Raw genomic sequence first — 19,703 nt, forward strand, 5'->3', positions numbered from 1 at the left:
CGCCGGAGCCATTGGCGGGTATTCGGCCAGTTTATGGCGTTCGCCGACTCCATGCTCGACAAACTCGACGTCTGGAACGGCAGGCTGAGCATCGAGCAAATCGAAATCATCGACCCGGCGCTGCTGCGCGACCAGTTGCGCGCTGCCCGCGGCCAGATGCTGGTGGGCGCGCACCTGGGCAATCTGGAAGTCTGCCGCGCACTGGCGGAAATCGGCGAAAAGGTCACGATGAACGTGCTGGTGCACACCAAGCACGCCGAACAGTTCAACCGTTTGCTGGGGGAAGCCGGGGCGACCAACTTGCGCCTGATTCAGGTCAGCGAGCTGGACCCGGGGATCATGCTGCAATTGAGCGAGCGCCTGGAGCGCGGCGAGTGGCTGGCGATTGCCGGCGACCGCGTGCCGCTGCATGGCGGACGCAGCGTGACCGTGGATTTTCTCGGCCATCCGGCCAGATTCCCTCAAGGCCCGTGGCTGTTGGCCGGCCTGCTGAAATGCCCGATCAATTTGCTGCTGTGCTTGAAAAAGCCCGACGGCGACTACCGACTGACCATTGAACCCTTCGCTGAGGCAATCACCTGGATACGCAGCGACCGTGAACAGGTCATTCATCAGTGGGCGTCCCGCTACGCCGAGCGCCTGAGTCACTATTGCCTCGAAGCGCCCCAACAATGGTTCAACTTTTACCCTTTCTGGAAGACCGATGACGACGCCAACGCTTGAGCCGGTAACCTTCGGCGAACGCCCTTTGCGCATTGAAGATGTGCTGGCTCTGGCCAACCGCAAGGTGCCGACGCAGTTGCAAAGCGATCCCGCCTACCGCGAGCGCATCGCCAAGGGCGCGCGTTTTCTGGACTCGCTGCTGGACAAGGAAGGCGTGATCTACGGCGTGACCACCGGTTATGGCGACTCCTGCGTGATCGCGGTGCCGCTGCATCACGTCGAAGCGCTGCCGCAGCATCTGTATACCTTCCACGGCTGCGGACTGGGCAAACTGCTCGACGCCCAGGCCACCCGCGCGGTATTGGCGGCGCGTCTGCAGTCGCTGTGCCACGGTGTTTCCGGGGTGCGCGTGGAGCTGTTGGAACGCCTGCAGGCGTTCCTTGAACACGACATCCTGCCGCTGATTCCGGAGGAAGGTTCAGTCGGCGCCAGCGGTGACCTGACGCCGCTTTCGTACGTTGCCGCCACGCTGTCCGGCGAACGCGAAGTGATGTTCCGCGGCGAACGCCGGCAATCCGCCGATGTGCACCGCGAACTCGGCTGGCAGCCGCTGGTGTTGCGGCCGAAAGAAGCTTTGGCGCTGATGAACGGCACTGCCGTAATGACCGGCCTCGCCTGCCTGGCATTCGCCCGCGCCGATTACCTGCTGCAACTGGCCACGCGCATCACCGCGCTGAACGTGGTCGCCCTGCAGGGCAACCCGGAGCACTTCGATGAGCGCCTGTTCGCCGCCAAGCCACATCCGGGGCAGATGCAGGTCGCCGCGTGGCTGCGCAAGGATCTGGCCATCGACGCACCGACCGCCCCCTTGCATCGTCTGCAAGACCGCTATTCCCTGCGCTGCGCGCCCCATGTGCTGGGCGTGCTGGCCGACAGCCTGAACTGGCTGCGTTCGTTCATCGAGATCGAACTCAACAGCGCCAACGACAACCCGATCATCGACGCCGAAGCCGAGCGCGTGCTGCACGGCGGGCACTTCTACGGCGGGCACATCGCGTTCGCCATGGACAGCCTGAAAAACCTCGTGGCCAATGTCGCCGACCTGTTGGACCGGCAACTCGCGCTGCTGGTGGACGAGCGCTACAACCATGGCTTGCCGAGCAACCTGTCCGGCGCCACGGCGGACCGCGCCATGCTCAACCACGGCTTCAAGGCCGTGCAGATCGGCACCAGCGCCTGGACCGCCGAAGCACTGAAAAACACCATGCCGGCCAGCGTCTTCTCGCGCTCCACCGAATGCCACAACCAGGACAAAGTCAGCATGGGCACCATCGCCGCCCGGGATGCGATCCGCGTATTGGAACTCACCGAACAAGTGGCCGCCGCCACCCTGTTGGCGGCCAATCAGGGCGTCTGGCTGCGCGGCCAGGCCGAAGATGCGCGACCGCTGCCACCCGCACTGGCCGCCATGCACGAAGCCTTGGCCGGGGACTTCCCTCCGGTCATCGAAGACCGCGCGCTGGAAGGCGAGTTGCGCCTGTGCCTGCAGCGCATCGCCGAACAACACTGGAGGCTGCATGCGTAGCAAGGGACTTCTGCACACCGACACGGAAATCGTCGTGCCTTTCTTTGACGTCGACAGCATGCACGTGGTCTGGCACGGCCATTACGTCAAATACCTGGAAGTCGCCCGCTGCGCGCTGCTGGACACGATCGGCCACAACTACACGGCGATGAACGAATCCGGCTACGCGTGGCCGGTGATCGACCTGCAATTGCGCTACGTGCGCGGTGCGGTGTTCGGCCAGAAACTCAACGTGCGCGCCAACCTGGTGGAGTGGGAGAACCGTTTGAAGATCAACTACCTGATCAGCGATCTGCAAACCGGTGAACGCCTGACCCGGGCCATGACGGTACAGGTCGCCGTCGACCTCGCCAGCCGCGAGATGCAACTGGCCTCCCCGAAGGTCTTCACCGACGCTGTCGAGAGGGCCCTGCCATGATGTTCTGCCACCCCCGCCCCCCTGTAGGAGCGAGCCTGCTCGCGATGGTCGCTAACGATGACACCGGGCACCTGACACCCCGCGGCTTTCTCAGGTTTTTCGCGAGCAAGCTCGCTCCTACAGTGTTCTGCGTACTACTGGGTATTCCTGGACTGGCCCATGCCTTCGACCTGCAACAACTCAGCGAGCAACTGGCCAAACCCGAGGTGATCCACGGCAACTTCATCCAGGAGAAACACCTGCGCGCCCTGTCCCAGCCGCTGACCAGCAAGGGCACGTTCGTCCTGGCGAAAAACCACGGCTTGTTGTGGCTCCTGAAAACGCCACTGCAACAGGACTATCGCATCACCGCCAAAGGCATTGCCCGGCGTGACGGCATTGTTTGGCAAATGCTGCCGGGCAAAAGCGCCGGTGCCGAGCAGAACCGTTTGTTCCTCGCCGTGCTGCAAGGCGACAGCAGTGGCCTGCAACGGGATTTCGAGCTGTCCCTGAGCGGCGACGCACAGAACTGGAAACTCACGCTGGTGCCGCGCTCGATGCTGCTCAAGCAGGTGTTCAACCAGATCAACATTACCGGCGCAGCACTGGTGCAGAGCATCGAACTGCTCGAAACCCAGGGTGACAGTACGTTGTTGCGCATGCAGGACAGCACCAGCGCCCAACCGTTGAGCGACGCGGAGCAACATGACTTTGCCGAGTGAACGGTTACTGCCACGGCTGTTTCTGATCCTGCTGCTGGCAGTACTGGCGCTCGCGGGTTGGCAATGGCGTGACGGCGCACCACTGTCGGCAAACCTGATGGAACTGGTGCCCGGCACGGCGCCCGACGCCCTGGAACTGCGCGCCGAACAACGCATGCAAGAACCGCTGAACCGCGAAATGCTGGTGCTGGTCGGCCACGCCGATCGCCAGCAAGCTGTCGCCATGGCGCAAACCCTCGGCGAGCAATGGCAGGCCAGCGGACTGTTCGAAAAGGTCCAGTGGACCCTGCAGGCCGACTTGCCGGCGCTGCGCACGCAATTGCTGCAAGGTCGCCTGGCGATGCTCTCGGCGGTGGACCGACAGCTGCTGATCGAGCACCCCGACACCTTTATCCAGCAACGCGTGCAAGCCTTGTTCGACCCGTTCAACGGTTACAGCCTGGTGCCGAGCCAGGATGACTGGCTGGGCCTGACCGGGCGCATCCAGAACAGCCAGCCGCAACGCGGTTCGGTGCAACTGGACATCGGCAGTGGCACCCTGGTCGCCGATGCCGATGGCAAAAGCTGGGTGCTGCTGCGTGCGCGCACCACCGGCAACGCCTTCGACATGAACCTGCCGCTGCAAGTGGCCGACCTGCTCGAGCACAGCCGCGAACAAGCTGCGCAGCACGAGGTGCAACTGCTCGCCGCCAGCGGCTTGCTGTATGCGGCCCACGGGCAACAGCAGGCCGCCCGGGAGATGACCTGGGTCGGTGGCGGTGCCACCGTGGGGATTCTGTTGCTGCTGCTGTTGGCCTTCCGGCGCTGGCGCGTGTTGCTGGCGTTCGTGCCGGTGCTGGTGGGCATGCTCTTCGGAGCGGTGGCCTGCGTGGCGCTGTTCGGCCATATGCACGTGATGACCCTGGTACTGGGTTCGAGCCTGATCGGTGTGGCGGTCGACTACCCGCTGCACTACCTGTCCAAAAGCTGGAGCCTGAAACCCTGGCACAGCTGGCCGGCCCTGCGCCTGACCCTGCCAGGGTTGACCCTGAGCCTGATCACCAGCGGTATCGGCTACCTGGCCCTGGCCTGGACACCCTTCCCGGCGCTGACCCAGATTGCCGTGTTCTCTGCCGCCGGTTTGCTCGGCGCCTATTTGTCCGCCGTGGGCCTGCTGCCGGCCTTGCTCAAGGGCGTGGAGCTGCGTCCGGCGCAGTGGCCATTGCGCGTTTGCGAGCATTTGCTGGGCTGCCGTGAAGCACTGCTCAATCAGGTGAAAACGCCAGTCCTGCTGGCGCTGCTGATCGCCTTTTGCGTGGGCGGGCTGTTGCAGTTGAACAGCAAAAACGACATCCGCCAGTGGATCAGCGCACCACAAAATTTGACCGACGAAGCCCGGACCATTGCACGGATCACCGGCTATCAACCCACTAGCCAGTTCTTCCTGATACGCGCCGCCAATCAGCAGCAATTGCTTGAACGCCAGACCGCTCTGAGCGAACGACTGGATCAATTGATTGGCCTGGAAAAACTCCAGGGGTATCTGTCGCTCAATCAACTGGTCAGCACGCCGAACGCACAGCAGCAGGTGCGCGAAGCGTTGAGCAGACTGCCGGCGCTCTGGCAGCCGTTGCTCGACATCGGTGTACCGGCCGAGACGCTGCAAGCCGAGCTGACGAAGCTACAGGCACTGCCGGCCGTGGACATCGACGCAGCGCTCAGTGGCCCGCTGGCAGAACCCTACCGGCCCCTGTGGCTGGGGCCGACCGAAGACGGCGTGGCGGCGATGGTCAGCCTGCAAGGCATCAACAACCCGGCCCTGCTGCGGCTCCAGGGCGAGGACCTACCCGGCGTGACACTGGTGGATCGACTGGGTGAATTGAACACTGTCTTCGCCGCCACCCAAATCAGTGCCGCCGAACTGAAACTCGCCTCCTGCGTGCTGATCGTGCTGGTGCTGATCCTGCCGTTCGGTTTCGGCGGTGCGTTGCGCATCGTCTCCCTGCCGCTGCTGGCGGCGTTGTGCAGCCTGGCCAGCCTCGGCTGGCTGGGGCAGCCGTTGACCCTGTTCAGCCTGTTCGGCCTGCTGCTGGTGACGGCGATCAGCGTCGATTACGCGATCCTGATGCGCGAACAGGTCGGCGGCGCGGCCGTGAGCCTGTTGGGCACCCTGCTGGCGGCGTTGACCACCTGGTTGTCGTTCGGTCTGCTGGCGGTGTCGAGCACCCCGGCGGTGAGCAACTTCGGATTGTCGGTGAGCCTCGGCCTGGTCTTCAGCTTCCTGCTGGCACCCTGGGCCGGTCGACAGGTTCACGAGTCCACGGCCGCGGAGCGTGCAGCGTGATGATCGTTCTATTCTGGGCGATGGCCCTGGCGCTGTTCGCGCTGGCGACCCGCGCCGGCCGGCATATTGGTCTGATTCCCATCGTCAGCCAGTTGTTGCTGGCAACCCTCGGTTTGCCGCTGCTGATGTATTTCTGGATCGAGCCGCAATGGCAATTGAGCGGTGCGCAGCTGGTGTCGCCGGGCTGGCTGAAGAACCTCTACAGCCTGAGCTTTGCCCTGTTGCTGGGCTACATCCTCAGCGATGTGATCGACCTGCAACTCGATCGCCAGAGCCTGAAAATCGCCCTGCCGAGCTTTTGCATTCCGTTTGCCTGCGGCTTGGCCACGGCCGTCTGGCTGTTGCCGGCGCAACCCTGGATCAGCTCGCTGGCCGTCGGCCTGTTGTTCGCCATCACCGCGATTCCGGTGCTGTACCTGTACCTGCGACACATCGATTACCCGCCCGCAGCCACCCGGCGTCTGGTGCAAACCGCGATCCTCATCGACCTCGCCTGCTGGACTGTGTTCGGCCTCGCCCAGGGCAGCCTGCACCTGAGCAGCCTGTTGCTGCCACTGGCCGGCGCCTGCCTGCCGGTGCTGCTGCGGCTGCTTGGCTTGCGCCAGACGTGGCTTTACAGCCTGGGTTTTTTCGCCCTGCTGGTCGTCGCCGAGCACTACAAGCTCAATGCACTGATTTTCGGCATCGGCTATGTGTTGATCATGGCCGCCTTGAAAGCGCCGCTGGTGCTGCCGTTACCGGCCATCTGGATGAGCCGTTTGCAGACGTACATCGCCATCCCGTTGATCCTCACGTTCGGCATCGTGCAGATCAACGTGCACAGCGCGATGGACAGCCTCGGCTGGGTGCAACTGGTCGCCCTGCTGCTGTTGCCGATGCTGAGCAAACTGCTGGGCAACTGGCTCGGCCTCGGCTGGGCCGGGGCGTCGTTCAAGGGCGCCAGCCGCTGGCGGGAAAGTGTGCTGCTGAACATCCGCGGCTTGAGCGAGATCGTCTTTCTCAACCTGTTGCTGCAACAGCAACTCATCAGCCCGCCGCTGTACTTTGCGCTGATGCTGATGGGCCTGATCGCTACACTGCTGCCAGCCCTGAGCGGTATGCACCGAATCCCCCTGAAAGCCGCTGTCCCGGCAAGGAGCCCTCATGCCAACCGTTGAAATGGAATGCCGCCAGGTCGTGGTCATCGGTGCCGGTCCTTCGGGTGCCATCGCCGCCGCGTTGCTCAAGCGCAAGGGACACGATGTGCTGGTGATCGAGCGTCAGCATTTTCCACGTTTTTCCATCGGTGAAAGCCTGTTGGCCCATTGCCTGGATTTCGTCGAAGAGGCGGGCATGCTCGACGCCGTCAACGCGGCCGGCTTCCAGGTGAAAACCGGTGCCGCCTTTGCCTGGGGCGAACGTTACAGCGCGTTCGATTTCGGCGAGACGTTCAGCCACGGCAAATCAACGACATTTCAGGTGCAGCGCGCCGATTTCGACAAGCTGCTGGCCGATCAGGCCGCGCTGCAAGGCGTGGAGATCCGCTATGGCGAAACCATCGTCAGCGTCGACATCGACCCGGAAAAACCACAGCTCGGCGTGCGCCGCGAGGACGGCAGCGAATACCGCATCGAGGCCGGTTTCATGCTCGATGCCAGTGGCTACGGCCGCGTGCTGCCGCGCTTGCTCGACCTCGAGGCGCCGTCGAACTTCCCGGTGCGCCAGGCCGTGTTCACCCATATCGAAGACCGTATCGACCACCCGGCCTTCGACCGCAGCAAGATCCTCGTGACCACTCATCCGACCCAACGAGACCTGTGGTTCTGGACCATTCCGTTCAGCAACGGACGCTGCTCGGTCGGCGTGGTCGCCGCCGAGGAACGTTTCGCCGGCCGCAGCGACAATCTGGACGAGTGCCTGCGCGGCTTTATCGGCGAGACGCCAAGCCTGGCCGGCGTGTTGACCAACGCGCGCTGGGACACCCCGGCCCGCACCATCGGCGGTTACTCGGCCAACGTCAAAACCCTGCACGGTCCGGGCTTCGCGCTGCTGGGCAATGCCGCGGAATTCCTCGACCCGGTGTTTTCCTCCGGCGTGACCATCGCCATGCGTTCGGCGAGCATGGCGGCCGGGGTATTGCACCGCCAGCTGCAAGGCGAAGCCGTCGACTGGCAAACCGAATTCGCCGAGCCGCTCAAGCGCGGCGTCGACACCTTCCGTTGCTACGTCGAAGGCTGGTACGCCGGGACCTTCCAGGATGTGATTTTCCATGAGAGCAGCTCGCCGGAAATTCGCGGAATGATCAGCTCCATCCTTGCCGGGTATGCCTGGGACCCACGCAACCCGTTCGTCAGCGAAGCCCGGCGCCGGTTGAAGGTGATATCGGAGTTCTGTGCAGGGGCTGCGTCATGAACCACTTGAGCGACCACTACGTCGAAGAAACCCGTTTCGGTTTGTGGTTCCTGCGCAGCCGGATCTGGCAACACTATGTGCTGCGGCTGGCGGTCAACGATTTGCGCGGCCTGTTCAGCGAAGCGCCGCCTGCCGACCCGGTACTGCTGGATGCCGGCTGTGGTCAGGGCAAGTCATTCGCGCTGCTGCGCCAGGCCTTTGCGCCCGCTCGCCTGATCGGCATCGATGCCGACCCGCAGAGCCTCACCCAGAGCGCCGAAGAAGCAGCGCGCCAGGGCATTGACGTGGAGCTGATCGGCAGCGACTGCGCGAGCCTCAAGCTGGCGGACGCCAGTATCGACCTGCTGTTCTGTCACCAGACGTTCCATCACCTGGTGCAGCAGGAACAGGCCCTGGCCGAGTTCTACCGCGTGCTCAAGCCGGGCGGTTATCTGCTGTTCGCCGAGTCCACCGAGGCCTACATTGATACCTGGGTGATCCGCTGGTTGTTCCGCCACCCCATGCACGTGCAGAAAAGCGCAGCGCAGTACCTGCACATGATCCGACAACAGGGTTTCGAATTTACCGCGCAAAACGTGTCTTATCCGTACCTGTGGTGGAGTCGCGCCAAGGATTTCGGCCTGCTCGAATACCTGGGTGTGTGCAAGCCAAAACCCTTTGGCCAACGGGAAGAAACCCTGGTCAATGTGGTGGCGCGCAAACCTTTTGAAGGAACTGTGTGATGTCCATTGCCAACCGCTTGAAACACCAAACCTGTGGGAGCGAGCTTGCTCGCGATAGCGGTGGGTCAGCCAATATCAATGCTGAATGTATCGCCGCCATCGCGAGCAAGCTCGCTCCCACAGGGGTAGTCGGTGTGTTGCGATTTCTGCTATTTGCCATGGCCCTGCTGTTAAGCGCCTGCTCCAGCCGGGCCCCATTGCCCGAGAAAAATCCGGAGCTGCCGCTGCCACTGCAATTGCATATCCAGCTATTGAAGCCCGACGACCGCCTGGACTGGGTAGTGGTGATCCAGCGCGAAGACGCGGGCATTCGCTGGTCAATGATGGACCTGCTGGGCATTCCCCAGGCCCGCCAGCTATTGAACGATAAAACCTGGCACGCCGACGGCCTGTTGCCACCCAACCCGCAAGCCCGGGAACTGTTCGCAGCACTGCTGTTTGCGCTGACGCCGGATGATGAACTGGCGGCCAACTATCCCGGCGCCTGGCAGCACGGCAGACAACGGTCCCTGCCCGAGCGCTGGGACATCCGCTACACACAACCGCAGAATTTTGAATTGATGATTACGAAAGGTGCGACCTATCAAGTCACGCCCCTGAGCGGTGAAACACCATGACGGCTTACCTCAATGCCCTCGGGCTGGTCTGCGCGCTGGGCCGCGACAAGCAGGAGGTTGCCCGCCACCTATTTGCCGGCGACTGCAGCGGCATGCGCGAACAAGCCGGGTGGGTGCCGCAACGCACGCTGCCGGTCGGCGCGGTCCAGGGCAACCTGGCAACCCTTCCAGCCGACATGTCGCGCCATCACAGTCGCAACAATCAGCTGTTGCTGGAAGCCACGCTGCAAATCCGCCCGGACATCGACAGCGCCATCCAGACTTACGGCCGCGATCGCATTGGTGTCGTGCTCGGCACCAGTACCTCGGGCATCGACGAAGCCAGCCAGGGCCTGGCCCATTACCTGCGCGAAAAGCAGTTCCCGCCCGAGTACGACTACCAGCAACAGGAGCTGGGTGCGCCGGCAAACTTCCTCGCCGAGTGGCTGCAATTGAGTGGGCCGGCCTATGTCATTTCCACGGCTTGCACCTCCAGTGCCCGGGCCTTGATGAGCGCCCAGCGCCTGTTGGACCTGGGCGTCTGCGACGCGGTGCTGTGTGGCGGTGTCGATACCCTGTGCAAGCTGACCCTCAACGGTTTCTCGGCGCTGGAAGCGGTCTCGGAACAGCGTTGCAATCCGTTTTCAGTGAACCGCAACGGCATCAACATTGGCGAAGCGGCGGTGCTGTTCCTGATGACCAGACACGCAGGCGACAGCCAGCCGATTGCCTTGCTCGGCAGCGGCGCCAGCTCCGATGCACATCACATTTCCGCCCCCGAGCCGACGGGGCGTGGCGCTCTGCAGGCCATGCGCAAAGCCTTGGGCCGCGCCAACCTGCAACCGGAGCAGATCGCTTACCTGAACCTGCACGGTACCGCCACCCAGCACAACGACGCCATGGAAAGCCTGGCCGTGGCAACGCTGTTCCCGGCCGGCGTGCCCTGCTCATCGAGCAAACCCATGACCGGCCACACCCTCGGTGCAGCCGGTGCGCTGGAAGCGGCGTTCTGCTGGTTGAGCCTGAGTCCCGACAATCGCGAACATGCCCTGCCGCCGCACGTCTGGGACGGGCAGCCCGATCCCGAACTGCCGCCGCTGCAATGGGTGACCCCGGCCACTCGCCTGACGTCCATTGCACCCCGTTACCTGATGAGCAATTCCTTTGCCTTCGGTGGCAACAACGTCAGCCTGATTATCGGAGACGCCCCATGATTGACTGGCCGCTCGCCGAACTGCTGCCCCACGCCGGCGACATGATCCTGATCGATCAGGTCCTGGCGTTCGATGAAGAGCAGATTCACACTCGCCTGACCGTCAAGCCCGATGGCCTGTTCAACCTCCCCGACGGCAGCCTGCCGGCCTGGGTCGGCATCGAACTGATGGCGCAAAGTGTTGCCGCCTTTGCCGGTTGCCATGCGCGTCAGCGCGGCGATGCGGTGGAGTTGGGCTTCCTCCTCGGCAGCCGAAAATTCGAATGCAACGTTGAAAGCTTCCCGGCCGGTACCGAGTTGACCCTCCACGGGATTCGCTCCCTGGAGGACGACAACGGCATGGGCGTGTTCGAGTGCCACATCAACGGCAACGGTATCCACGCCACAGCCCGTCTGAACGTGTTCCGCCCACCCCAGGCCGCTCAATATCTTCATGAACCCGAAGGAGTCCAGTCATGACTGAATCCGTACTGGTCACCGGTTCCAGCCGTGGCATCGGCCGCGCCATCGCCTTGCGCCTGGCCCGGGCCGGGCACGACATCGTGCTGCATTGCCGTAGCGGCCTGGCCGACGCCGAAACCGTCAAGGCCGAAGTCGAGGCCTTGGGTCGCCGTGCGCGCATCCTGCAATTCGACGTGGCCGACCGCGCCCGTTGCAAGGAAATTCTCGAAGCCGACGTGGAAACCCACGGCGCCTACTACGGCGTGGTGCTCAATGCCGGCCTGACCCGCGACGGCGCCTTTCCGGCCCTGAGCGAGGACGATTGGGATGTGGTGATGCGCACCAATCTCGACGGGTTCTACAACGTGCTGCACCCGGTAATGATGCCGATGATCCGGCGTCGCGCTGCCGGGCGGATTGTCTGCATCACCTCGGTTTCGGGGCTGATCGGCAACCGTGGCCAGGTCAACTACAGCGCTTCCAAGGCCGGGCTGATTGGTGCGGCCAAGGCATTGGCGATTGAGCTGGGCAAGCGCAAAATCACCGTTAACTGTGTTGCCCCCGGCCTGATCGACACAGCCATGCTCGACGAAAACGTGCCGGTGGAAGAACTGATGAAAATGATCCCCGCACAACGCATGGGCACCCCTGAAGAGGTGGCTGGCGCGGTGAATTTCCTGATGTCGGCGGAAGCCTCGTACATCACCCGGCAGGTTCTGGCCGTCAACGGAGGCCTGTGCTGATGAAGCGCGTCGTCGTCACCGGCATGGCCGGCATCACCTCACTGGGCAGCGACTGGGACACCATCGCCGGCAACTTCGCGGCCAACCGCAGCGGCATCCGCCGGATGGACGAGTGGGATCGTTTTACCGAACTCAACACACGCCTGGCAGCCCCCATCGATGACTTCACAGTGCCAAGCCACTGGACCCGCAAGCAACTGCGCAGCATGGGCCGGGTCTCACGGTTGGCTGTGGGCGCGGCGGAGATGGCGCTGGCCGATGCCGGCCTGTTGGGCGACGAATCGATCAAGGATGGGCGCATGGGCGTCGCCTGCGGTTCCTCGACCGGCAGCACCGACGAGATCAAGGCATTCGGCAACATGCTGCTCAACTCGGTGGCCGAAGGCCTGAACGCCAATTCCTACGTGCGCATGATGCCGCACACCACCGCGGCGAACATCAGCATCTTCTTCGGCCTCACCGGCCGCCTGATTCCGACGTCCAGCGCCTGCACCAGCGGCAGCCAGGGCATCGGCTATGCCTACGAAGCGATCAAGTTCGGCCGCCTGCCGCTGATGCTCGCCGGCGGTGCCGAGGAACTGTGCCCGACCGAAGCCATGGTCTTCGATGCGCTCTACGCCACCAGCCTGAAAAACGACACCCCACAACGCAGCCCGCGCCCTTACGACACCGCTCGCGACGGCCTGGTGATCGGCGAAGGCGGCGGCATGCTGGTGCTCGAAGAACTGGAACACGCCCTGGCCCGTGGCGCCCGCATCCATGCCGAGATCGTCGGTTTCGGCAGCAACGCCGACGGTCAGCACACCACCCGTCCGGAGCAAGTCACCATGCGCCGGGCCATGGAGCTGGCCCTGGAAGACGCTGGGCTGGCACCTTCGGACATCGGCTACGTCAACGGCCACGGCACCGCCACCGAACAGGGCGACATCGCCGAAACCCTGGCCACCAGCAGCCTGTTCGGCGAACACATGCCCATCAGCTCGCAGAAGAGCTTCCTCGGCCACACCCTCGGCGCCTGCGGTGCACTGGAATCCTGGTTCAGCATCGAAATGATGAACCGCGACCTCTACGCCCACACCTTCAACCTCGACGAAGTCGACCCGCATTGCGGCAAGCTCGACTACCTGCGCGGCGAATTTCGGCAGATGAGTAACCGGTACGTGATGAACAACAACTTTGCGTTTGGCGGGGTGAATACTTCGCTGATTTTCAAGCGCTGGTCTTGAGCCCCACGCTACAAATGTGGCGAGGGGGCTTGCCCCCGTTGGGCTGCGAAGCAGCCCCCTTTTGGGGCCCCTGCGCACTAGAGCGCCAGCCCGGCCCCGCGGGAGCAAGCTCCTTCGCCACAAACACTTCCCCGCAAAGAAATGACATAACCGGAAACCGGAGTACGTGAATTCGGAAATGTCCCACAGCCAGCGTTTGAGCTTCCCGGTAGGGTCAATGCCCCCAGACACCCCGTCAGGGCATCCCAGGGAAGAACGAACCATGACAAAAAAGGCCGTTATCGTTTTCAGTGGCGGGCAAGACTCAACGACCTGCTTGATCCATGCGCTACCGATGTACGACGAGATCCACTGCATTACGTTCGACTATGGCCAGCGCCATCGGGCGGAAATTGAAGTGGCGCAAGAACTTGCAAAGCAACTTGGCGTGGCCGCTCATAAAGTGTTGGACGTGTCAGTGCTCAGTGAGCTGGCTATCAGTAGCCTGACACGCGACAACATCCCAGTGCCTGGCGCAAACAGCGCCGACGGCGGCGTGCCGAACACCTTCGTGCCAGGCAGGAATATTCTGTTTTTAACCTTGGCATCTATTTATGCCTATCAGGTAGGCGCTGAGGCTGTGATTACGGGTATCAGCGAAACAGATTTCTCCGGCTATCCGGATTGTCGGAATAACTTTGTCACAACCCTGAACAACGCAGTTGAATTGGGCATGGATTACAAGCTGCGCATTGAAACTCCACTCATGTACCTGAACAAGGCAGAAACCTGGGCGCTGGCTGACCACCACAAGCAATTCGACCTGATTCGTGTCAACACGCTAACTTGCTATAACGGCGTTAAAGGAAACGGATGCGGGGACTGCGACGCATGCAGCCTTCGTGCAACAGGACTCAACACTTATTGTGAAAACAAAACAGAAATACTGAGCAGCCTAAAACACAAACTGAATCTAAACTAGTTTTCCTGCCGTCAAAAAAGGGCCATTACAAATGACCCTTTTTACGATACCTGCCCTTCAGCCACAAATCGCTTAAACAATGATCGCGCACCATAAGCAGGCAAAACATTAAAGAAAGCAAAAAACATTTTTATAGAGACTTGAACAGAAATAATTGAAAGCACTTCAGCATTTGTCATGACTCCATAAAATGCAATATAGCAAAAAATAAAACTATCTATTATCACCGCAAAAAAAGTACTAAAAAACACCCGCAAAAACAAAAACCGAGAGCTTGTCAGTTCTTTTATTTTAGACAAGAGATATGAGTTCACATACTCAGAAAAAAGAAATGAAACAGAGGATGCCACCAACACTGACGAAACCTGAGCTATAACCGCACCATAAGGAACATCCAATTCCCACCCTGGCAATCCTGGAAGGTGCGCCACAGCACTCAACAAAACGATAATTAAGGCATTGCCTGCAAATGCAAACAATATAGCCTTCCTTGCAAGGCGAAGCCCATAAAACTCATTCAACATATCGACTATCAAAAACGTCAGCGGAAATAAAAACACCCCTGGAGTGACAACCAGATCAAACGCCTCTAAATAAATAAGCTTTGTGGCACCAATATTCGAAAAAATGTACAAGGCAAGCAGGAGAAGATTCAAAACAACATAAATCATCCACGAGCGCTCGTGGCGATCATGCAGCTCATAGGTGGTCAATGCTGCTCCAGCCGAGTAATATTTTTTGTACAGATCTTTAACTTCAGACTTGTTCAAATCATCAATAATTTCGCTCTTCAGCACTTCACCAAGTTTAACCCTAATGACTTTTCCAGTAGAAATAACCATGATCAAAGCGAGATTTTTATTCGCATCAAAACCTAACAGCTTATACTTACTATTTTCACACTCACTACCCATTAAATCTTTCCTCGATGACTTCACCTACAACCCGAACAACATCCGACCCAACACAACATTCAGTCGTTATATATAGCCTCTTCGTCTCAATGTCGTACACCAACTGCTCTTTACCGCAAATCGACAGACCTTTCTTTACGATTAACAAATCTCCCGAGTCATTCACACCAGCAATCTCATTTTCCAGAAGAACGCCTATTAAGTTAGAAGCCGCTCCAAAATAGTATGTCAACGGGCAAATCGTGCAGAGCTCGCCAATTCTTTTATCCAAACTCCGAATCAAATCGCTTTCCTTGATCACAGGAACAGCAGCCGGATTCATATTCCCCTCCGGAGACACATCACTTTCAATTATTTCTCTTTCTTCAAAATCAACAGTTTCTATCTCTTTATATGAAACACCGAAAAAATTAGAAATTTTGCGAATCGTCGACTGCTGAACGTTCACAACCCTCCCTTCGAGAATGTTGTATATCGTAGTTCTGGTCAAACCACTGGAATTACACAGCGACAGCTGCGTCTCCCCACGGCTTTTTATTAAATATTTGATATTGTTTTTCAGATTTTCCGTCTTTTCTTTTTTGTACATCAAACCTACCACTCACATTTCCGATTACATCAGGTAGCCACTGGGCTTGACCGCTACGGGGCTTCTTGTGAGGCCAGCATCCTACATAACGGAGCATGGTACAAAAGCAAATATAAAAATACGCATAACAAACATTAAATAATATTTCAACCGAGACATTTCCGACATCCCAATCTGAAGACGCCCACAATAGGTCCACCACAATCCACAGCGGAATCAACCCACAGAAAAAACTTACACAAACAGAAAAACAACAACACTCAAAAAAACAATGTAAGACGATTCCTACATACTACAAATTTCGAATCATTTAATTAGACAGATGTACATTTTTTTGATTAATTAATTTGAATTTTCTGGTAATACATCCACCTGCACTCCTACCCGAATCCACTATTAAAAACTGCTGTTGAGCAGCGTTGATTTGATTTTTTCTTAAACCCTGCAGGGAGCTCCATGATGAAAAAGACCACCCCCAGCCCTTCGCAATCGCCGGACCTTCCACCCGCTGACTTCGTGGAACTGTCCAAACTCTCGGAGATCACCGAACGCCTCGTCAGTGCTCGACTGCGCAACCCGGACCGTCCCGACCCTGTCAGCCACGTGTTCACTATCGTCCCGAATGTCGACACCGAGTCTTTGCTCTGTCACGCCTGCGAAACCCTCGCTTCGCTGAATGTCATGGCCACCGATCTTGCCTGCGAACTGGAAGGTTCGCGGCGCAATGTGGCGCTGGCCATACAGCAACTCGCGGTGCTGGGCGAGTTATTGGTAAACCGAGCGTTAGACAACCTGGACCCACCTTAGGGATCGCCTGAAGTTCGCCAAACCGCGAGCACAATGTGTTCGCGTTCTTACCACTGGAGGTTTTTTGTCATGGATCGATATATGCCTATCACCGGCATCGACTGCACCATTGCATCGTTGGTGATCGACACCGAAGCACCGCTGGACGTCTTGCACGAAACAGCGGCCTACCGCATTCGCACCGCAACTCAACTGCTGGAAAGCCTTGCGTTTGACGAAGGCATTTACAGCGAACTGGCTCGGGTGCTGGTCACTTCATTGCGTGATGGCTGTGATTTGATGGATGTCATCGGGCGACGATTGCAAAAGCAAATTTCGGCTTAGCTCGTACACCCGACACGACAAAGGGCGCCTTGCGGCGCCCCTCACAAACAGGTCGGCTTGTCATCGCCGCGCCCTGTCTGGCTCTGCAATGGCTGGTAGCCCAGGATTCTCAGAGTCTCACAAGCCCCTTTCGGGAACGATCAGTTACCAGTGATTTACTAGCGCGGATCAAGGTTATCCAACACCCGATTCACCGCCAGTTCACCCAGCATGATCGACTGCTGAATGCCCAGCAGGGTGTTGCTTTGCGCTCCGTTCAGACTCCGCGCGAAGTCGCTCGCCATGGCATTGGCTGATGCCAGTGACACACATGCGTACTCCAGCAGAGTGTGGTTGTCGACCTCAGGAGCGACGAGGAAGATTTTGCTGGGTTGGCGTGAGGTATCAGGATCAGTGTCCGACCGGTTTTTTGCTTTATTGGTCATGATTCAGTGCCCAGAAAAGTGGAGCCGACACCGAGTCGCTACGAATCAAAAGGGTGGCAGCTGTACGCAGGTTAGTAGACCGGGTTTTCGCCAAACCGGCGCGCCCGAAGGCGCCCTGCGCACAGCTACCGTCAAGGGCAGGTATCGACATACCTGCCTATCAGGAGCGCAAATGCACTTAGCGAGAACACGGGCTACTAAACCCGATCACTGACCATCAGTGACGCGAATCAAGTTAGCGATGGCACTCAAAGCGCACAAGCCGGCGGATTCTGGGGTAGTTGTAGGCAACGCCGCAAGGCGCTGTAGCCTCTCCGAGGGATTTCGGAAATGTCCTACAGTAGGTGGTGAGGCGTCCTGCTGGATTGGACATTCCAGGTCCGTACAGGTGGGCTTTTTTGTGCTCTCTCGGACAAAGCGAATCAACCCCCGCGCTGAGTGCGGGGGTTGTCGGAACGCTTACTGAGCCTGAATCAGTTTGCTTTCAGCGACGCCGGCGCGGCCGGTCTGGTCGTCGACTACTTGCAGGCTGTTACGTGCCTTGATGAAACCCACTTTCACTTCCTGCCAGACAAAGTAATTTTTGCCCGCTTCTGCGGTGAGTTTCAGTACCGAATCGTTTTCTGCGGAAGATACCAAGGTCTGCTGACCGGCCGGGACCGAAAGCATCAGATAAGACTTGGCGACGGTCTGGCCTACAGGCTTGCCGTTCAGCGCCACCGGCATTTTCACGCCAGCGCCCATGCTTTCGTTGCGATACACGTAGATATGGGCTTTATCCGGGGCAACCTGGAATGTTTTGGCCTGAGCGTCCTGGCTTTCATCCGCCATTTTTACCGAAGCACAACCACCAGTCAGAGCGGTCAGTGCCAGCAAAGCGGTGAAGGTTAACTGCTTGAACATCCTGTTTCTCCATAGTTTGATGAATGCAGAAACCATTATCGGCAGACCCGATCAAGGCCAAAAGCCATCACTCAAAATCCACTCGAACAAAACGCTCACCAATATCAATTGGTGTGGCCAACTGAAATGAAAAAGGCGCCTTTTGGGCGCCCATTCGCAGATTGATTGTCTTGGTACTTGATTCAATCCCTCACGTACTGGCATGCAACTTGAGCCCCAAAGCCTTGATGACTTTCAGAATGGTGCCGAACTCCGGATTCCCATCACCCGATAATGCGCGGTAGAGGTTTTCTCGAGAAAGTCCCGCATCACGGGCGACCTGAGTCATGCCGCGAGCTCGTGCAATAGTCCCGAGAGCTTTGGCGATGAATGCTGGATCATCTCCCGCCTCCTCCATGCAAGCGTCCAGATAGTTAGCCATGTCCTCTTCGGTCTTGAGGTACTCAGCAGAGTCCCAGCGAGTGAATTGTTCGGTCATGGGTTTTGCTCCTGCCAGGATTTCGCAATAAGCCTGGCTTGTTTGATATCACGAGGTTGGCTGCTTTTTTTCTCCACCACACAGGAGAATGATCAACTGACGGCCTTGTTGCATGAAGTAGATCCGATACCCAGGACCATAGTCGATTCGTGCTTCACTCAATCCATCTCCGATAGCTTTGACATCTCCAAAATGCCCGTCAGCCATGCGGTCAATCCGCACCTGAATACGCATCCTGGCGCGGCTATCGGCCAGCTTTGTTAGCCAGCCTGAAAATGTAGAACTTCGAAGGATCTCCGTCATGCGCGAAGTGTAGCGCTTGAGCTACACCCACTCAATACCGAGTTCTGATCATTCGATGTTCGGTAGTCAGAGCAAACCATCGCAGACAGTCACGCCTTCGACGGCTCAACCTTGCGCGTCAACAACTCCACAAATGCCCGCGCCATCGCCGACTTCTGATCCTTGCGCTGCACCAGCCACACCGCCGACACCGCCGCCGGATCAAGCAACGGCCGATAGACCACACCATCAATACGCATCCGCTGATAAGACGCCGGCAACACCGACACACCGAGCCCCGCCGCCACCAGCCCGATGATGGTCATCGCCTCGCCGGCCTCCTGGGCGAAGTGCGGGCTGAAACCGGAATCCCGGGCCAGGCTGAGCAACTGCGCATATAGGCCACTGCCATAGCTGCGCGGAAAGAACACGAAAGGCTCAAGCGCCAGGGCTGACAGAAACAGACCCTCTTCGCTCCCCTCTACCAACGGATGCTTGGAGCTGAGCACCGCGACCAGCGGCTCACGCATCAGCTCGACAACGCTGAGGCAGTCCGGCAGCCCGAGCGGGCGCATGATGCCGACCTCAATCGACTCGTCCACCAGCGCATCGGCCACCTGGGTGCTGCTCATTTCCCGCAGATTCAGGTGCACCGCCGGGAAGCGCTGGCGAAAAGAGAAAATCGCCTGGGGAATGGTCGAGTTGAACGGGGCGGATGAGGTGAAGCCAATCTTCAATTCACCCAACTCCCCCAGTTGCGCCCGTCGCGCGACATCCGCCGCTTTGTCGACCTGCGCCAGCACCAGCCGCGCCTCTTCCAGGAACAGCCGACCGGCCTCGCTCAGCTCGACCCGACGATTGGTACGCTCGAACAGCCGTGCGCCGACTTCCTGTTCCAGGGCCTGGATTTGCTGGCTCAGCGGCGGCTGGGAGATGCCCAGCACCTGTGCGGCGCGGCCGAAGTGCAGTTCTTCGGCGACGGCGATGAAGTAGCGCAG

The 19,703-nt window shown here is 59.3% G+C and carries 22 protein-coding genes and 1 pseudogene; 16 read left to right on the forward strand and 7 right to left on the reverse strand.

Annotation, left to right across the window (positions count from 1 at the left end):
• The 14 genes from PMI26_RS15520 to queC all read left to right on the forward strand — a co-directional run.
• Positions 1-723 (forward strand): LpxL/LpxP family acyltransferase (locus tag PMI26_RS15520; protein ID WP_007974596.1); only part of this gene is annotated, 723 nt, incomplete at its 5' end.
• Entirely contained in the window at positions 704-2,248 is a 1,545-nt protein-coding gene (locus PMI26_RS15515; protein WP_007974598.1) for an HAL/PAL/TAL family ammonia-lyase, read from the forward strand. The genes PMI26_RS15520 and PMI26_RS15515, both read left to right, overlap by 20 nt.
• A complete protein-coding gene (locus tag PMI26_RS15510) occupies positions 2,241-2,666 on the forward strand; it encodes an acyl-CoA thioesterase (RefSeq protein WP_007974600.1) in 426 nt (141 codons plus the stop codon). The genes PMI26_RS15515 and PMI26_RS15510 overlap by 8 nt, the downstream gene beginning before the upstream one ends.
• Positions 2,663-3,367 (forward strand): outer membrane lipoprotein carrier protein LolA, encoded by a 705-nt coding sequence (locus PMI26_RS15505; protein WP_007974602.1) that lies wholly within the window; start codon positions 2,663-2,665, stop codon positions 3,365-3,367. The genes PMI26_RS15510 and PMI26_RS15505 overlap by 4 nt, the downstream gene beginning before the upstream one ends.
• Positions 3,351-5,690, forward strand: a complete 2,340-nt coding sequence (locus PMI26_RS15500; protein WP_007974604.1) for an MMPL family transporter — start codon at positions 3,351-3,353, stop codon at positions 5,688-5,690. The genes PMI26_RS15505 and PMI26_RS15500 overlap by 17 nt, the downstream gene beginning before the upstream one ends.
• Complete coding sequence (locus PMI26_RS15495; protein WP_007974606.1) at positions 5,690-6,847, forward strand: hypothetical protein; 1,158 nt, start codon at positions 5,690-5,692, stop codon at positions 6,845-6,847. The genes PMI26_RS15500 and PMI26_RS15495 overlap by 1 nt, the downstream gene beginning before the upstream one ends.
• Positions 6,834-8,081, forward strand: a complete 1,248-nt coding sequence (locus PMI26_RS15490; protein ID WP_007974609.1) for an NAD(P)/FAD-dependent oxidoreductase — start codon at positions 6,834-6,836, stop codon at positions 8,079-8,081. The genes PMI26_RS15495 and PMI26_RS15490 overlap by 14 nt, the downstream gene beginning before the upstream one ends.
• Complete coding sequence (locus PMI26_RS15485; RefSeq protein ID WP_007974611.1) at positions 8,078-8,803, forward strand: class I SAM-dependent methyltransferase; 726 nt, start codon at positions 8,078-8,080, stop codon at positions 8,801-8,803. The genes PMI26_RS15490 and PMI26_RS15485 overlap by 4 nt, the downstream gene beginning before the upstream one ends.
• The gene (locus PMI26_RS0129610) at positions 8,803-9,420 is read left to right on the forward strand and encodes a hypothetical protein (RefSeq protein WP_007974613.1); all 618 of its coding nucleotides are present in this window, start codon (positions 8,803-8,805) and stop codon (positions 9,418-9,420) included. The genes PMI26_RS15485 and PMI26_RS0129610 overlap by 1 nt, the downstream gene beginning before the upstream one ends.
• The gene (locus tag PMI26_RS15480) at positions 9,417-10,613 is read left to right on the forward strand and encodes a beta-ketoacyl-[acyl-carrier-protein] synthase family protein (RefSeq protein ID WP_007974615.1); all 1,197 of its coding nucleotides are present in this window, start codon (positions 9,417-9,419) and stop codon (positions 10,611-10,613) included. Before PMI26_RS0129610 ends, PMI26_RS15480 begins: the two co-directional genes overlap by 4 nt.
• Positions 10,610-11,071, forward strand: a complete 462-nt coding sequence (locus tag PMI26_RS15475; RefSeq protein WP_007974617.1) for a hotdog family protein — start codon at positions 10,610-10,612, stop codon at positions 11,069-11,071. Before PMI26_RS15480 ends, PMI26_RS15475 begins: the two co-directional genes overlap by 4 nt.
• Positions 11,068-11,796: a 3-oxoacyl-ACP reductase FabG gene (gene fabG / locus PMI26_RS15470; protein ID WP_007974621.1), complete on the forward strand. Its 729-nt coding sequence runs from the start codon at positions 11,068-11,070 to the stop codon at positions 11,794-11,796. Before PMI26_RS15475 ends, fabG begins: the two co-directional genes overlap by 4 nt.
• Entirely contained in the window at positions 11,796-13,022 is a 1,227-nt protein-coding gene (locus tag PMI26_RS15465; protein WP_007974623.1) for a beta-ketoacyl-ACP synthase, read from the forward strand. Before fabG ends, PMI26_RS15465 begins: the two co-directional genes overlap by 1 nt.
• A 262-nt stretch (positions 13,023-13,284) precedes the next feature.
• Complete coding sequence (gene queC, locus PMI26_RS15460) at positions 13,285-13,983, forward strand: 7-cyano-7-deazaguanine synthase QueC (protein WP_007974625.1); 699 nt, start codon at positions 13,285-13,287, stop codon at positions 13,981-13,983.
• A 41-nt stretch (positions 13,984-14,024) separates the two neighbouring features.
• Here queC and PMI26_RS15455 read toward each other — a convergent pair whose 3' ends face one another.
• Both PMI26_RS15455 and PMI26_RS15450 read right to left on the reverse strand, forming a co-directional pair.
• Positions 14,025-14,897 carry a queuosine precursor transporter gene (locus tag PMI26_RS15455; protein ID WP_007974627.1) on the reverse strand — a complete coding sequence of 291 codons (873 nt, stop codon included), beginning with the start codon at positions 14,895-14,897 and terminating at the stop codon, positions 14,025-14,027.
• On the reverse strand, positions 14,890-15,486 hold the full coding sequence (locus tag PMI26_RS15450; RefSeq protein WP_007974629.1) for a helix-turn-helix transcriptional regulator: 597 nt from the start codon (positions 15,484-15,486) through the stop codon (positions 14,890-14,892). The genes PMI26_RS15455 and PMI26_RS15450 overlap by 8 nt, the downstream gene beginning before the upstream one ends.
• Positions 15,487-15,945: 459 nt before the next feature.
• Here PMI26_RS15450 and PMI26_RS15445 point away from each other — a divergent pair, with 459 nt between their 5' ends.
• Both PMI26_RS15445 and PMI26_RS15440 read left to right on the forward strand, forming a co-directional pair.
• Positions 15,946-16,293: a DUF6124 family protein gene (locus PMI26_RS15445; RefSeq protein WP_007974631.1), complete on the forward strand. Its 348-nt coding sequence runs from the start codon at positions 15,946-15,948 to the stop codon at positions 16,291-16,293.
• A 69-nt stretch (positions 16,294-16,362) separates the two neighbouring features.
• The gene (locus tag PMI26_RS15440) at positions 16,363-16,617 is read left to right on the forward strand and encodes a hypothetical protein (RefSeq protein ID WP_007974632.1); all 255 of its coding nucleotides are present in this window, start codon (positions 16,363-16,365) and stop codon (positions 16,615-16,617) included.
• A gap of 158 nt (positions 16,618-16,775) precedes the next feature.
• On the opposite strand, the gene PMI26_RS15435 is transcribed toward PMI26_RS15440, so the two are convergent.
• From PMI26_RS15435 to PMI26_RS15420, 5 genes and pseudogenes are all read right to left on the reverse strand, one after another.
• Positions 16,776-17,042 carry a DUF6124 family protein gene (locus PMI26_RS15435; RefSeq protein ID WP_007974635.1) on the reverse strand — a complete coding sequence of 89 codons (267 nt, stop codon included), beginning with the start codon at positions 17,040-17,042 and terminating at the stop codon, positions 16,776-16,778.
• Between the two features lie 459 nt (positions 17,043-17,501).
• Complete coding sequence (locus tag PMI26_RS15430) at positions 17,502-17,945, reverse strand: DUF2846 domain-containing protein (protein WP_007974637.1); 444 nt, start codon at positions 17,943-17,945, stop codon at positions 17,502-17,504.
• Positions 17,946-18,135: 190 nt separating this feature from the next.
• On the reverse strand, positions 18,136-18,423 hold the full coding sequence (locus PMI26_RS15425; RefSeq protein ID WP_007974639.1) for an addiction module antidote protein: 288 nt from the start codon (positions 18,421-18,423) through the stop codon (positions 18,136-18,138).
• Positions 18,420-18,726, reverse strand: a pseudogene (locus PMI26_RS0129615) (type II toxin-antitoxin system RelE/ParE family toxin). Before PMI26_RS0129615 ends, PMI26_RS15425 begins: the two are co-directional and overlap by 4 nt.
• 89 nt (positions 18,727-18,815) lie before the next feature.
• Positions 18,816-19,703: LysR family transcriptional regulator (locus PMI26_RS15420; RefSeq protein ID WP_238540813.1), on the reverse strand; the 888-nt coding region annotated here is incomplete at its 5' end.

It is taken from the genome of Pseudomonas sp. GM33 (assembly GCF_000282295.1).
GTDB lineage: Bacteria > Pseudomonadota > Gammaproteobacteria > Pseudomonadales > Pseudomonadaceae > Aquipseudomonas > Aquipseudomonas laurylsulfatiphila.

Bases quoted from the DNA above. Each gene is read 5' to 3' on its own strand.
- PMI26_RS15515 (WP_007974598.1), top strand. From the start codon at position 704: ATGACGACGCCAACGCTTGAGCCGGTAACCTTCGGCGAACGCCCTTTG.
- PMI26_RS15510 (WP_007974600.1), top strand. From the start codon at position 2,241: ATGCGTAGCAAGGGACTTCTGCACACCGACACGGAAATCGTCGTGCCT.
- PMI26_RS15505 (WP_007974602.1), top strand. From the start codon at position 2,663: ATGATGTTCTGCCACCCCCGCCCCCCTGTAGGAGCGAGCCTGCTCGCG.
- PMI26_RS15500 (WP_007974604.1), top strand. From the start codon at position 3,351: ATGACTTTGCCGAGTGAACGGTTACTGCCACGGCTGTTTCTGATCCTG.
- PMI26_RS15495 (WP_007974606.1), top strand. From the start codon at position 5,690: ATGATCGTTCTATTCTGGGCGATGGCCCTGGCGCTGTTCGCGCTGGCG.
- PMI26_RS15490 (WP_007974609.1), top strand. From the start codon at position 6,834: ATGCCAACCGTTGAAATGGAATGCCGCCAGGTCGTGGTCATCGGTGCC.
- PMI26_RS15485 (WP_007974611.1), top strand. From the start codon at position 8,078: ATGAACCACTTGAGCGACCACTACGTCGAAGAAACCCGTTTCGGTTTG.
- PMI26_RS0129610 (WP_007974613.1), top strand. From the start codon at position 8,803: ATGTCCATTGCCAACCGCTTGAAACACCAAACCTGTGGGAGCGAGCTT.
- PMI26_RS15480 (WP_007974615.1), top strand. From the start codon at position 9,417: ATGACGGCTTACCTCAATGCCCTCGGGCTGGTCTGCGCGCTGGGCCGC.
- PMI26_RS15475 (WP_007974617.1), top strand. From the start codon at position 10,610: ATGATTGACTGGCCGCTCGCCGAACTGCTGCCCCACGCCGGCGACATG.
- fabG (WP_007974621.1), top strand. From the start codon at position 11,068: ATGACTGAATCCGTACTGGTCACCGGTTCCAGCCGTGGCATCGGCCGC.
- PMI26_RS15465 (WP_007974623.1), top strand. From the start codon at position 11,796: ATGAAGCGCGTCGTCGTCACCGGCATGGCCGGCATCACCTCACTGGGC.
- queC (WP_007974625.1), top strand. From the start codon at position 13,285: ATGACAAAAAAGGCCGTTATCGTTTTCAGTGGCGGGCAAGACTCAACG.
- PMI26_RS15455 (WP_007974627.1), bottom strand. From the start codon at position 14,897: ATGGGTAGTGAGTGTGAAAATAGTAAGTATAAGCTGTTAGGTTTTGAT.
- PMI26_RS15450 (WP_007974629.1), bottom strand. From the start codon at position 15,486: ATGTACAAAAAAGAAAAGACGGAAAATCTGAAAAACAATATCAAATAT.
- PMI26_RS15445 (WP_007974631.1), top strand. From the start codon at position 15,946: ATGAAAAAGACCACCCCCAGCCCTTCGCAATCGCCGGACCTTCCACCC.
- PMI26_RS15440 (WP_007974632.1), top strand. From the start codon at position 16,363: ATGGATCGATATATGCCTATCACCGGCATCGACTGCACCATTGCATCG.
- PMI26_RS15435 (WP_007974635.1), bottom strand. From the start codon at position 17,042: ATGACCAATAAAGCAAAAAACCGGTCGGACACTGATCCTGATACCTCA.
- PMI26_RS15430 (WP_007974637.1), bottom strand. From the start codon at position 17,945: ATGTTCAAGCAGTTAACCTTCACCGCTTTGCTGGCACTGACCGCTCTG.
- PMI26_RS15425 (WP_007974639.1), bottom strand. From the start codon at position 18,423: ATGACCGAACAATTCACTCGCTGGGACTCTGCTGAGTACCTCAAGACC.